General features: G+C 54.8%; 12 protein-coding genes. All 12 read right to left on the bottom strand.

Annotated features, from left to right (window positions below; all coding sequences use genetic code 11):
- Nucleotide 1: 1 nt before the first annotated feature.
- A complete protein-coding gene (locus tag K365_RS0121405) occupies nt 2-2,368 on the bottom strand; it encodes a xanthine dehydrogenase family protein molybdopterin-binding subunit (protein WP_024336236.1) in 2,367 nt (788 codons plus the stop codon).
- Nucleotides 2,369-2,398: 30 nt separating this feature from the next.
- Complete coding sequence (locus K365_RS0121400; RefSeq protein ID WP_024336235.1) at nt 2,399-2,857, bottom strand: (2Fe-2S)-binding protein; 459 nt, start codon at nt 2,855-2,857, stop codon at nt 2,399-2,401.
- A 24-nt stretch (nt 2,858-2,881) separates the two neighbouring features.
- The gene (locus tag K365_RS0121395) at nt 2,882-3,760 is read right to left on the bottom strand and encodes an FAD binding domain-containing protein (protein WP_024336234.1); all 879 of its coding nucleotides are present in this window, start codon (nt 3,758-3,760) and stop codon (nt 2,882-2,884) included.
- A 232-nt stretch (nt 3,761-3,992) separates the two neighbouring features.
- Complete coding sequence (locus K365_RS0121390) at nt 3,993-4,340, bottom strand: winged helix-turn-helix domain-containing protein (protein ID WP_024336233.1); 348 nt, start codon at nt 4,338-4,340, stop codon at nt 3,993-3,995.
- A 26-nt stretch (nt 4,341-4,366) separates the two neighbouring features.
- Nucleotides 4,367-4,552, bottom strand: a complete 186-nt coding sequence (locus tag K365_RS0121385; protein WP_024336232.1) for an L-2-amino-thiazoline-4-carboxylic acid hydrolase — start codon at nt 4,550-4,552, stop codon at nt 4,367-4,369.
- A gap of 166 nt (nt 4,553-4,718) precedes the next feature.
- On the bottom strand, nt 4,719-6,026 hold the full coding sequence (locus K365_RS0121380) for an NAD(P)/FAD-dependent oxidoreductase (RefSeq protein WP_024336231.1): 1,308 nt from the start codon (nt 6,024-6,026) through the stop codon (nt 4,719-4,721).
- Entirely contained in the window at nt 6,023-7,363 is a 1,341-nt protein-coding gene (locus K365_RS0121375; protein WP_024336230.1) for an L-cysteine desulfidase family protein, read from the bottom strand. Before K365_RS0121375 ends, K365_RS0121380 begins: the two co-directional genes overlap by 4 nt.
- Before the next feature lie 33 nt (nt 7,364-7,396).
- Nucleotides 7,397-8,944, bottom strand: a complete 1,548-nt coding sequence (locus K365_RS28315) for a membrane dipeptidase (RefSeq protein WP_024336229.1) — start codon at nt 8,942-8,944, stop codon at nt 7,397-7,399.
- Between the two features lie 20 nt (nt 8,945-8,964).
- Nucleotides 8,965-9,669, bottom strand: coding sequence for an ABC transporter ATP-binding protein (locus tag K365_RS0121365; RefSeq protein ID WP_024336228.1), 705 nt, complete (start codon nt 9,667-9,669; stop codon nt 8,965-8,967).
- Complete coding sequence (locus K365_RS0121360; RefSeq protein ID WP_024336227.1) at nt 9,663-10,433, bottom strand: ABC transporter ATP-binding protein; 771 nt, start codon at nt 10,431-10,433, stop codon at nt 9,663-9,665. Before K365_RS0121360 ends, K365_RS0121365 begins: the two co-directional genes overlap by 7 nt.
- Complete coding sequence (locus K365_RS0121355) at nt 10,430-12,328, bottom strand: ABC transporter permease (RefSeq protein WP_024336226.1); 1,899 nt, start codon at nt 12,326-12,328, stop codon at nt 10,430-10,432. Before K365_RS0121355 ends, K365_RS0121360 begins: the two co-directional genes overlap by 4 nt.
- Nucleotides 12,329-12,397: 69 nt before the next feature.
- The gene (locus K365_RS0121350; protein ID WP_024336225.1) at nt 12,398-13,549 is read right to left on the bottom strand and encodes an ABC transporter substrate-binding protein; all 1,152 of its coding nucleotides are present in this window, start codon (nt 13,547-13,549) and stop codon (nt 12,398-12,400) included.
- Between the last annotated feature and the right edge of the window lie 5 nt (nt 13,550-13,554).

The following is a 13,554-nucleotide window of genomic DNA, read 5'->3' as shown; positions in this document are numbered from 1 at the left end:
ATCAGGCCGTGGCCTTGTGGCGTTCCTGGTATTCCCGGATGGCGTGGAATACCCGTTCCGGTGTCAGGGGCAGTTCGTAAACCCGGACCCCGGCCGCATCGTACACCGCATTGAGGATGGCCGGGATGGTGGGCATGATGGCCCCTTCCCCCACCTCCTTGGCCCCGAACGGGCCGTTGGGTTCGTCACTTTCCACCACAATGGTCTTGACCCGGGGCATGTCCATGGAGGTGACGATCTTGTATTCCGCCAGATCATCGTTGAGCACCCGGCCCTGGTTGTCAAAGATCACTTCTTCATGCATGGCTTCGCCGATCCCCATGGAGATGGAGCCTTCCATCTGGCCTTCCACGGAGGTCATGTTGATGGCCTTGCCGCAGTCATGGGCGTCGGTGATCTTGTCGATGGTGATCTGGCCGGTGTCCATGTCCACCGTGACCTCGGCCACCTGGGCTGAACATCCGTAGGCCGGGGAGGTGCCCACGGCCGCGCCCTTGAACTTGCCGCCCAGGGAATGGGGCTTGTATTTGCCGGTGCCCACAATGGAGCCCCGTTCCAGAAACGCGATGCGGGAGGCTTCCTTGAAAGTGAGCCTGTCCGAATCCGGGTTGTCGGTCCATCCCCGGTGTTCCTTGATATACCGGGTCCGGAGGGCGGAAAAATCCGGGGTGTCCCCGTCAAATTCGATGAACCCGTTCCGGATGTCCATTTTTTCAACGGCCACGTTCAGCTGTTCTGCCAGCACTTCCAGGACCTGACGTCTGACGTTTTCCGCCGCCTCTTTGGTGGCATGCCCGGTCATCAGGGTCTGGCGACTGGAATAGGCCCCTAAGTCCACACCCATGTCCGTGTCGCCTGAAGCCAGCCGGACGTTTTCCAGGGGGATGCCCAGGGCTTCGGCCGCGATCATGGCAAAGGCGGTGTCAGACCCCTGGCCGATTTCAGCCGATGCCGTGTACACCAGGGCCGTGCCGCCGTCCTCGGTGAGCTTGATGATCACGGTGCCGTGAAAGGTGTCGGACCGGTAAATGGGATATCCTGCACCGGAGACAAAAAATCCGCAGGCCATGCCGATGCCTTTGCCCGGGGGCATATGGCCTTTCTTTTTGTCCCAGTCGGATCCGTTTCTCACCGCTTCGATGCATTCAGCCATGCCGAATGAACTCATGTTCAGGTCGTTGCAGGTGGTGTCTCCGGTTTCCATCATGTTCTTGATCCGCAGTTCCAGGGGATCCATGCCGATCTTTTCGGCGATCATGTCCAGCTGCTGCTCGAAACAGGCCCGGGCGATCACGGCGCCGTGGCCCCGCTGGGCCCCGCAGGCCGGCTTGTTGTTGTAGACCCGGTACCCGTCATAGCTCATGTTGGCCAGTTTGTAGGGGCCGCCCAGAAGAGACCCGGTGTAATAGACTGTGGCAATGCCGAAACTGGTATAGGCCCCGCCGTCCAGCCAGCATTCATGTTTGATCGCCATGAGGGTGCCGTCTTTTTTTGCGCCTGTGGTGATGGTGTGGTGGAACCGGTGGCGGGCCCGGCCATACATGAACACCTGTTCCCGGGTAAAATTCATTTTCACGGGTTTCCGTGTTTTCCTGGCCAGAATGCAGCAGGCCAGTTCCATGGGATTGGCTGAAGCCTTGATCCCGAATCCGGCCCCGACATAGGGTTTTTTTACTCGTACCTTGCCGATGTCCATGCCCAAAACCATGGCCACGGTTCGCTGCACATAGTGGGGCACCTGGGTGGAGCTGGTCAGGGTGAGCACCCCGCTGTTGTCATATTCGGCAATACACCCCTGGGGCTCGATGAACGCTCCGTCCTGGCGCTTGCTTTTCATCTCCGTGGTGATGACGATGTCGCTGTTTTCAAGGCCTTCAGCCACGTTGCCGAATTCCTGGTGAACCTCGGCACACAGATTGCCCTTGAATTCGTCATGGAGCTGGGGGGCCCCGTCCCTGACTGCGTCTTCCACAGTGAACACCGCGGGCAGCACCTCGTATTCCACCTGGATCCGGGAGACCGCCTCCAGGGCGACATCCAGGCGGGTGGCGGCCACGGCGGCAATCTCGTCTCCCACATACCTCACTTTGTCCACGGCAAACACGGTTTCATCATACCGGGCCGGACTGACCCCGTACTTGACCTGGCCGGCCTCCTTGGCCGTGATCACCGCCTTGACACCGGGCAGTTTTTCCGCCTCCGAGGTGTCGATGGACAGGATTTTCGCGTGGGCGTGGGGGCTTTGCAGCAGGGCCCCGTAGAGCATGCCCGGCAGGGTGATGTCATCCACGAACACGGCTTTGCCCGTGGCCTTATCCGGCGTATCGATCCGGTTGGCCCGGGTGCTGATTACATCATATGATTTCATGGTTTCCTCCTAAAAGAGCTGAAAACTGGCTTATGAACGGGTGGATTCAATGGCTTCGAATATTTTCTGGTACCCGGTGCACCGGCACAAATTCCCGGAAATGCCTTCCCGGATCTCTGCTTCCGTGGGAGCCGGATGTTTGTCCAGCAGGTTTTTGGCGGACAGAATCATGCCGGGCGTGCAGAATCCGCACTGGATCGCGCCTTTTTCCACAAATGCCTGCTGCAAAGGATGAAGCCCGTCATCCGTGCTCAACCCCTCGATGGTCTCGATCACGGCATTGTCGGCCTGCACGGCCAGTACCAGGCAGGAATTGACGGGATCACCGTTGAGAATCACGGTGCAGGCCCCGCAGTCACCCGTGTCGCATCCTTTTTTGGTGCCGGTCAGACCCAGGTCGTAGCGGATCAGATCTGCCAGGGTTTTGTTGGGTTCCACCGCCACTTCATAGGCCCGGTCATTGATGGTCATCTGAATGAGTTTTTTCATAGGTATCTCCTGTGCAGTCAAAGGTTAGGCCCGGGCCTGGTCAAAGGCGGCAGCCAGGGTGCGTTTGGTCAGAACCCCCACCATGGCCCGCCGGTATGCAGCACTGCCCCTGAAATCATCGATGGGGGAACAGTCCTTGAACCGGGCGGTCTCTGCCGCAGCATTGAACGCGTCATCCCCGGCGGTGCGGCCCATGAGGGCGGCCTCGGATTCCGGGGCCCGGATCGGAGTGGGGGCCACGGATCCCAGTGCGATCCGAACCGACAGGATGTTGCAGGTACCCGGATCAATGGTCAGGAATGAGGCCGCATTCACCACATTGATTTCCGCTGATTTGCGTTTGCCCAGCTGAATATAGTGGGCACCGCTGTGATCCGGCGGATACGGCAGCCGGAACCCGATGAGAATGTCATCGTTTTTCAGGTCGGTTTTGCCGGGTCCCTTGAAAAAATCGGTCAGGGGAATTTCACGTTTCCCCTCCGGACTTTCGACCAGGGCCGCGGCATCGTAGACCAGCAGGGCCGGCAGGGTGTCGCCTGCCGGGCTGGCATTGCACACGTTCCCGCCGATGGTGGCCCGGTTCCGGATCAGATGGGTGCCCATATTGTCAGCCCCTGATTTCAATGCGCAAAATTTTTTCTGAACAACGGGGTGCCGGGATATGGCGGCCATGGTGGTACATGCCCCGATGAACAGATCCGATTCATTTTCCCGGATTTCGCCCAAGCCGTCAATGCGCTGCAGGCTGATGACATGATCGGTGGAAACAATCTTTTTTTTCAGGTACACCAGCAGATCCGTACCGCCGGCAAGAAACCGGGCGCCGGAGTTGAATTGCTTTTTCAGCACCAGCGCCTTTTCAATGGATTCCGGTTCATGGAATTCAAACTTGGGTAACAGCATATCATTCTCTCCCTTATCTTAAAGACATGAGGCCACTTTCACTATGCTGTCTATCACCGGGACCTTCATATGTCAACAGAAACATAACGCTGGGTTAAAAATCAAATGTCTCTTTTCCCAAATGATTCGGTTTTATAGAGTTTCAGGCGTTTTGCCGGGGAGGCGGCTCCGAAGCGGGTAGATCATGCGGATGGGACGGCGTTTGTTTTCCATAGTGAACTTCCATAGTGAGCTAATGGTAAATTTGTCTGAAAATGGTTTCAGATGCTTCCGCGATCTCCAGCCGCAGGCGTTTGAATTTGTCAATCATTTCCAAAGCCTCGGGCGTCAGGTCGGAATGCCCCCCTTCAGCCCCGCCTTTGTGGCGTTCCAGGAGTGGTTTTCCCAGCCGTTTCTCCATTTTTCGCAGCCGGCCCCACATGGACCGGTACCCCATTTTCAGGGTTTTGGCCGCCGCATTGATGGACCCCTGCTCCTGAATGGTTTCCAGGATGCGCATCTGTCCTTCCCCGAAAATGGAATCTCCGGTGTCACATTCGATCCAGATCTTGATCCGCAGTTTTTCATGTGTGTTTCCCATATCAGGGGTGATAATACGTTGTCCGGTCAGGTGTCAAGAAAGAAGTTGAAATCACAGAAGGGCGTGCCTTCCATGATGGTCTGGCTGCGTTCAAACCGGATTTTGGAATTGAAGCCTTCTGCAAAGGGTTCATCCCGGCAGCATGACAGGCAGTGCCCGAACTCTGCCACGCCCAGTTCACGGTATTTTTCCGCATACCGGCACCAGGGCATTGGCTTCAATAACACGCTGATCGATGAGGTGGATGGTATCTGTACTCATTCTCCTGTTCCTCGATAAATTGACCCTTATGCCGACAACAATTTTACCGGCATGAGGGGTATTGAAATAAAATTGAGCTTACAACAAAATAATTTTAGGTTCAATTCAAGTTGTTGGTCATCCGATCACGGAAAAACTGGAATCTTTGTTGATTTCCCGGTTTCTGGAAAAAAATCCCATATCCAGGGGTCGTTTGAGATATTTCAAATCAAACTGGAAAGGTGATTTGTCATGGTCAAGTCCCTTTTCACAGGCCTGGATCAGGTGGGCCATCATTGCCCCGGCCACCGGGGCGTTCTTGTACTGATTGCCGGATGTGCCCACGGCCATGTAAAATCCGGGAAGATCTGATTTGTCATATATGGGGAGCCAGTCATCAGATACATCATACAGATCCACCAGACCCTGATACTTGTTGGGGATGGGAAGACCTTTGACCCGCATGGCTTCCCGCAGGACCATGCACCGATACTGATCGGTGAAATTCTGGTCATAGTCGTCAGGGTCATCTACCCACAACTGCGGATCACTGGGCGGGTCTTCACTGCCGATCAGAAAATGATTTCCCACTTCTGGCCGGGAATAGCAGCCTATGTCGCCGTCTGACAACATGAACCCATCTCTTTCCCAGTCAAGGTCTTTCGGGGCGGGGATATGAGCCACTTCCTGCTTCATGGGCCGGGTCTTGATGTTCATTTTATCTGCCACACCGGCCATGGCATTGATCTGAAAGGAATGGGGTCCGGCAACGTTTACCACCACCGGGGCGGTGATTTTTCTGCCGTCTGAAAGGATTACTCCGGTGGCGCGGTTGTTTTCAATCAGAATTTCCGTTACTTGTGCATTAAAAAGAAACTGAGCGCCTTTTTTTTCGGCCGCCACCTGGGCATTGTGGGTGGACAGTTTTGGATCTGAAATATATCCGGATTCCGGGACCCAGATGGCTCCGGGGATGTTTTTCCCTGAGGGTTTGCCGAATTCCGGATCAGTGACCCATTTCTGAGGAAAATAGCTGTTGAGATCTGCATTGGGAAGATAGGTGTGCACCTGTTCCGGCGCCAGCTCCAGAAATCCCACGGAAAGCGCCTGAAGCGCTTTTTTGACATACGCTAGGTTCTTGTTGATTTCCGTTTTGATGACCAGTGCGCCGGTGTTGCGGTAGTATGCCATCCCTTCCGGGTCTCCGGTCTCCAGGTATTTGGGCCAGTCCAGCCAGTAGTAATATCCCTCTCTGGCCAGGGTCACTCCTTGGGCAGTGGAATAATGCAGCCGGATAATCGCACAGGAGCCAGCTGTGGATCCCATTCCTGCGGCCGGCAGTTTGTCGATGTTCAGGGTTCGGTACCCCAGTTTGCTCATTTCAAAGGCGGTGCAGCAGCCGATGATGCCGGCACCGATGATAATCGCGTCATAATCGGGTTTCATTTTTTCTCCTTGTTCAGCATAATATCAAGAATAGTGGCATCGGTCTCGGACATGCCCCGGGTGCTTAACACGCCCAGGTTCTGGATGGTCTGTTCCAGCGTGTCTGCAAGGATGCCGTCCGAGTTGGTCAATGTAACGCCTTCAAGGGCCAAAAGTGATGCCTGTACGGCATTGCCCGCAGCTGTGGAAAGTTTGAGAGCACACCCCGGTTTGGCGCCGTCACAGATCATGCCGGACAGGTCTCCGATCAGATGTTTGACGGCGGCGGCAATCTGGTTCCTGTCTCCGCCCATCAGCCAGGTGATGCCAGCGGCTGCCCCGGCGCCGGCCGCAATGGAACAGCCGCATATAGGGGCCAGGCGGCCGGTGTGGGATTTAACCACTGAGGTCAGTACATGGGACAAACCAACGGCTTGGTACATAGCTTTGTCATTGCAGATGAGATAATCTCTGACCGCCCGGATGGGCAGTACGGCTGTCAGGCCATGATTGCCGCTGCCGGCCGATGCCATGGCCGGCAGGCCGGCACCGGCCATGCGGGCATCAGCCGCTGCTGACGTCAGGATGCGCGCCGCAAGGACCATGTCCATTTTGATCCGTCCCTGGTCATTCAGCCGTTGCAGGGTTTGGCCGATTCCCATGCCGGATTTGTGGGACAAGCCGAATTCCGCCAGGCGGCAGTTAAGATCAACCCCTTTTTTGATAAATTCGATATCGTCGTCATCAAAGGTGTCTATCATGCTCAGCATCTCATCCAGTGTGAGATGCCTGAGCCAGTCGTCAAAATTGGCCCGGTCGAAACGCTCGACAGGACGATTTTCAGACGTGACCGGTCTGTCTGCAGCCTCCACACCGTCCAGAGTCAGGGAAACAATGTTATCATGGGTATGTTCAATCAGACAGGCTGCTTCATGCGTGCCTGCCCGGATCTGGGTCTGGATATGAATCCCCCGGTGCTCCCGCAGAAGATGGATGGTTACGGCGTTGTTCTTGACCAGGGTCACTGCTTTTTCGAGGCTCTCTGACGTCAGGGTTTCCAGCACTTCTAACCCTTTGCCTGGATCCCCGCCAAAAGCACCTAAGGCTGCGACCAGTTCCAGGCCGCTGAGCCCGGCTGTGCCGGGTATGGGAACCGAAAACCCGTTTTTAAAAATATTGGGGTCCACATGGACGGAAATGGATTCAACTGTTTCGGGAAGAACCAGCCGGGCGGCGGCAGCGGTGGACAGGGCAATGGCAATCGGGTCTGTACAGCCCAGAGCGGGTGTGACTTCCCGCTGTAATATATCTTTAGCGCTATAGGTCTTCAGGTTGTCAGATTCAAATACATGTAACATGCTGATATTCCTATGATACAATGGTGATGTTTGTCAATCCACGGCGGTGATTTCAAATACACACTTGTCATCCCCGTTGGCCAGACATTTGGTTTCCCGGCCAATTATTTTTTTAGAACTTCCCCCGCTGGTAGTCAGAATGGTCTGGAACGCGCCTGCAATGGATCCCGGCAGGTGATCGCATACCGTTCTTCCCACATCCCCCATCTCCTCCGCCACGGCCGAATGGGTGAGAATGACCACCGCTCTGGGAGCCTGTTCATCATATTCGGCGATGGTGAGTTTTCCCCATCCCCGGAGCCCGGCGCTGTTCATATACTGCTCGAGAAGGGCACGGCCGCTGAGCCCTTCGGTTTCAATGTGTTTTTGGGTCCATTTGACCGCCCCCTCCCATCCGGCCTGGTAGTAGATCTTCCGAGCGGTTTCCAGATCACTTTGTTTTTCAATCTGTTTTTTGATGGACACAAAAAACCAGCGGGGAAACAACACCATGGGAATGCTGTCCAGCATCAGCCGTTGTTCTGAAGTCAGCTTTAAACGGGATATCAGGTGGTGATAGCTGGCCGGGGATGCCATGTCACTGGTGGTTCCCTGATTTTCCCATACTTGGGAAAAAATCCGCATCATGTTTTCGCCCATGATTTTTCGTATCTGGTGTTCATCATATCCCCGTTCCAGAAGTGCTGCGGTGATGTTGGGAAAATCCGCTGCACTCTGAATCCCTTTGGGATTGACTAGGGGGTGCTGCAGCTGCAAAGCCGGGCCTTTTTTTGATCGGCCGGTCAGAATCCAGTCAAACCACTGCCTGGGCTGGCCCGTAGTGAAATCAGTGCCCACGGCCACATGATCAATGCCGATCATGTTTACCATATAATCGATGACATCAATGAAATCAGTGAGCACGGACCGGTTTCCCGCCGGCAGAAACGGTGGAAAAATGGTGGCACCCACCACCCCGCCTCTGTCAGCCACGGCCTTGATCACTTCATCCGGTTTGTTGCGGGGGTGGTCGCAAAGACTTTTTGGGTTGGCATGGGTCAGGGCCACGGGCCGCCGGGAATGGGTGATCGCTTCCAGTGCGGTCTGGTTGCCCACATGGGACAGATCGATGAGAATTCCCAGCCGGTTCATTTCTTCGAGCACTTCTTTTCCGAAATTGGTCAGCCCGGCATCGAACCGTTCCAGGCATCCTTGTCCGGACAGGTTGCTCTCCATGTAAGTCAGCTGCATCACCCTGACCCCCAGCTGGTGAAACACCCCCAGCAGGTCCAGATCATCCTCGATGGCCGAGGTGTTCTGAAAGCCTAAAATGATCCCGGTTTTGTTATGCTGTTTGGCGGTTCTGATGTCTGCGGTGTCATGGACCGGCATGATCAGCTCCGGATATGTGTTGAATGCTTTTTGCCACCAGGCGATATTTTTGACGGTCTGCCGGAAATTTTCCAGTATGGAACAGGTGCAGTTGACAGCAGTCAGCCCTCCCTGCCGCATCTGTTGGAAAACAGATTCACTCCAGTTGCTTATTTCCAGGCAATCGATCACCGTTGCTGTATCATGTAAGGCGTTGGGTGTATGATTCACTTTATAAAAATCCTTTTTATTTATAGGCCCATATAAGCTTTTCGCACTTCCTGATTGTTGATCAGGTTACAGGCCTTGTCACTCATAATGATTGATCCGGTTTCCAGTACATATCCGTAATCCGATATGGTCAAAGCCAATTCCGAGTTCTGTTCCACCAGCAAAACGGTCATCCCCTGGTCTCTTATCTTGAGGATAAACTGGGCCACTTCTGCGATCATTTTAGGGGCCAGTCCCATGGAGGGTTCATCCAGGAGCAGAAGTCTGGGTTTTGCCACTAGAGCCCGCCCAAAGGCCAGCATTTCCTGTTCTCCGCCGCTTAATGTACCGGCCAGTTGTCTACGCCGTTCCTTGAGCCGCGGAAACATCTCATAAACAGTTTCAATGTCCTTTTGCACCTGTTTTTTGTCCCGGCGCACCAGTCCCCCCATCAACAGGCATTCGTAGACCGTCAGATTGGTAAAGACCTTCCGCCCTTCCGGCACCTGGGCGATGCCCATGCGGATGACCTGGTCCGGTTTGTATCCGGTGATGTCCCGGTCCTCAAAGGAAACGGTCCCTGATGCAGGGATCAGCAGTCCGGATATGGTGTTCAGGATGGTAGTTTTTCCGGCCCCGTTGGCACCGATGAGAGATACAATCCCCCTCCTGGGTACCTCAAGGGAGATGCCATGCAGCACCTCTATCGGGCCGTAGGCCACTTTGAGATCTTTCAGTGTCAGCATGTGATATTTTCTCCGCTGAGATAGGCGTTGATTATATTTTCATCCGCCTGGACCTGGGCCGGTGTCCCATGGCCGATCACTTGGCCGTAATTGATCACTGTGATCCATTCGCAGATTTCCATTACCATTTTCATATTATGTTCCACCAGAAACACGGTTACCCCCATTTCTCGGATCCGGGCAATGAGTGCCATCAATTCCCTGGTTTCCGCGTGGTTCATGCCGGCGGCCGGTTCATCCAGCAGCAGCAGTTCCGGATCCCCTGCCAGGGCCCTGGCCACCTCTAGTAGCCGTTGGTGGCCGTAAGGGATTTTCCGGGCCGCTTCCTCTGCCGTGCCGGACAATCCGACAAAATCAAGGGCTGCCATGGCTTTTTCCCGGATGAACGCCTCTTCTCTGGTCACCCAGGGGAGCTTGACCAAGGCGGCTACAGCCCCGGCCCGGGTCAGCCTCTGGCATCCCATCATCGCGTTTTCCAGAACCGTCATGTCATAGAACAGCTGGATTTCCTGGAACGTCCGGGCCAGTCCTTTCTGGTTGACCTTGAAAGCGGGATATCCCGTGATATCCATGCCGTTGAATGTAATGGTGCCGGTGGTGAGGGGATAGATCCCCGTGATCAGGTTGAACACCGTGGTTTTTCCCGATCCGTTCGGCCCGATCAGGCCGTGGATGGTGCCTTTTTCCACTGACAGGTCAATTTGGTCCACCGCTGTCAGTCCGCCAAAGTTTTTTGTGATCTGTTGCAGGGTCAGAAGTGTCATTGGGTCACCTCCCGGACATTTTTCTGAAGCCGCTGTCTCAGGATCCGCAGGGGATAGCGCGCTAGGTCAGCCAGGCCGCCGGGCAGATACATCATGAATCCGATGAGAAGTCCGCCGTATACCACCAGGCGGTAATCCGCAAGCCCTCTGAGGTATTCCGGCAACAGAATGATGACAAGGGCGCCGATAAGACTGCCGGGAACCGAACCCAGCCCGCCGATCACTACCATGGTCACCATTTCTACTGAGACATGAAACTGGAAGGAATCCGGGTTGATATAGGTAACGTAATGGGCGTACAATGCCCCTGCGATGCCGGCACAGGCCGTTCCGATGACAAAGGCTTTGGTTTTCTGGGAAATCAGGTTGATACCGTTCACCATGGCCGCCAGTTCATTTTCCCGTACTGCGATCAACCCCCGGCCGAAACGGGAGTCGGTCAGGCGGTGGACCAGAAAAAAGATGAGCCCCAGCACCAAGGTTACCAGAAAATAATAGGCATAGTCGGAACTGATTTCAAATCCGAAGATGCTGGGGAATGGAATGCCGTATAGCCCATAAGCCCCTTTTGTCAGCCATTTCCAGTTAAGCATCAACAGGAAGATGATTTCACCCATGGCCAGGGAGCCGATGGCCAAAAAATGGCCGGAAAGGCGTAACAGGGGGCCGGCCAGCCATCCCACAAGACCAGCAGCGGCGCCGGCCAAAGGGAGGGTCAGGAGAAACGGCAGATTCAGCTGTATGGCCAAAAGGGCGGAGGTATAGGCACCGATTCCGAAAAAGGCAGCATGGCCAAAGGAAAATTGTCCTGTATACCCCACAATCAGCTGCAGGCCGAGTGCGGCCACTGCAAAAATCAGGGCTAAGTTGAGAATGCGCATGGTGTAGACATCAAATACGGCCGGGATAATCAGCCACACAGCCGCACCCAGAAGCAATGCCGATGGCCTGATCCAGAAGGGCATGTCAGCGGAAAACAGACTGACCGCCCGGCCGGCCGCCACCTTGGATCCTTCGGTGATGGATCTTCCCGTGGGGGTTTTCGGCCGGAAGAACACCATCAGCACGGCCAGGAGGATAACATACATGATCACGTTTTTGTATTCAGAGGATATCAGCCCGGCCGCCAGGGTCTCGATGGCCCCGAGCGCCAGGCCCCCGATCATGGTGCCGACCACTCCGAATCCTCCCATGGCGGCAGCGGCAAATGATTTCACCAGCACCGAATGACCCATCCCGAAGGATGCAAAGTATAACGGCGCGATCAATACACCGGCCCCTCCGCCCAGTGCCCCACTCAGCGCAAATGTCAGGGATACGTTTCGCTGGCGGTTGACGCCGTAGAGTGCGGCGGTCGAAGGATCCAGGCTGGCGGCCCTCCACGAAATACCGGTCATGGTTTTCTGAAAAAAGAACTGTAGGGCAGCCATGGATGCCAGGCCTAAGCAAAGAATCCACAGATTCAGGTGCTGCAGCCGGATGCCGAAGAACATGACTGGTTCCACGCTGAAGATATCCGGGTAAGGTACCGGTTCTCTTCCCCAGAGAATGATGGCCAGGGCCTGGAGGGAAATGGATATTCCCAGGGTGGCGATCAACAGGTTCAACAGCGGGGATTTATTGTCCAGAATCCGTCTGAGAATGAACCGTTCCATGAACATCCCGAAAATTCCGGTCAATATGATGGACAGGATAAATACCATGATATAGGGCAGGTGAAAGAAGGAAATCAGGGTCAACCCGATAAAGGCACCCAGCATGACCATTTCTCCCTGGGCAAAATTGATCAGTTCTGTGGCTCGAAGTGTCAGAGCAAAACCAAGACCGACAAGGCTGTATACACAACCGATGGTCAAGCCGCTGAATGCCAGCTGGGGGATGGTGACAAAATCCATTCAGTTCCTCACTTGGTTGTGCCGGCAGGAGAATCCGGCCGGCAGATCATCTGTTGGCTGATGGGTGGTTTACCGTTCCAGGATCACTTTTTTTCCGTCTTTGATCTGTACCTTGTAAAGGTCGAAGTTGGCGTTTCCTTCCGGGCCGAAATACCAGTCTCCCAGAATACCGGAATACGCGCTTTCAGACGTCAGTCCTGCCAGGTAGTTCTGAATGGATTTGGGATCGATTTTTCCGGTTTTCACCACTGCCTCATGGATCATGCCGACGGTATCGTACATCTCCGCTACCCAGCCGTCCGGATCCTGCTGGTACTGTGATTTGTATTTTTCTACAAAAACCTGAATGGCCGGATCCGGGTCCGCAGGGGTGAACGGTTCCACAATCACTGCGCCTTCCACGGCTTCACCACCCAGTTCGATATATTTGGGAGTGGCATTGCCGGTATCACCTATGAGCTGGAGTGACAGTCCCAGCTGTTTCGCCTGTTTGGCAATGAGGGCGGAAGCGGCGTAACTGCCGGTGGCATACAGGCAGGTGGCTTCGGATTTTTTCACCGAGGTCAACTGTCCGGAAAAGTCCTTGTCCGAGCGGGGGTAGCTTTCATAGGCAGCCGGCTGCTGATCCATTTTTTCCAGAGCGGCTTTGAAATTTTCCGCCATGGAAGCGCCATACTCGTCATCTGAATACAGTACCGCGATTTTGTCATGCCCCAGCGTGTTGACGGCATAGTCGGCCAGGGCCTGAGTCTGTCCCGGTGCGCCTACGGCCACACGAAATATCCAGTCAGATCCCTGTTTAGTAATGGCGGTCCCGACACCGAAGGTGAACTGGGGGACCTGGTATCTCTGGGTAATGGGCACCATGGCTAAGGCGCAGGGGCTGTTGCAGGCCCCGATGATGGAAACCGCCCGTTCCCTGGTGATGAGTTTAACCGTGGCGTTGACAGATTGATCGCACTTGCTGGCATCATCCTCACTGATCAGCTCAATCGTATATTCTCCAGGTGCTGCATTGATCTCGTTTGCCTTCATTTCAGCGCCGTTGAGCTGGCTCTGTCCGACAGCGGCGAACTGACCGGTCAGCGGCCCGACGACACCGATTTTGATTATCGTTTCTTTCGCAACCGCAGAGTTATGTACCAAGAGCATGACCAGTGCACTTAGAAAAATCAATTTTCCCCAGAAAAATGCTTTTTTTTGAAAATTGCTTGCAACCATAATTC

It is taken from the genome of Desulfotignum balticum DSM 7044 (genome assembly GCF_000421285.1).
Classification (GTDB): domain Bacteria; phylum Desulfobacterota; class Desulfobacteria; order Desulfobacterales; family Desulfobacteraceae; genus Desulfotignum; species Desulfotignum balticum.
Note: the sequence above shows the minus strand (reverse complement) of the source record. Positions and strands in the feature narration are given on the sequence as shown.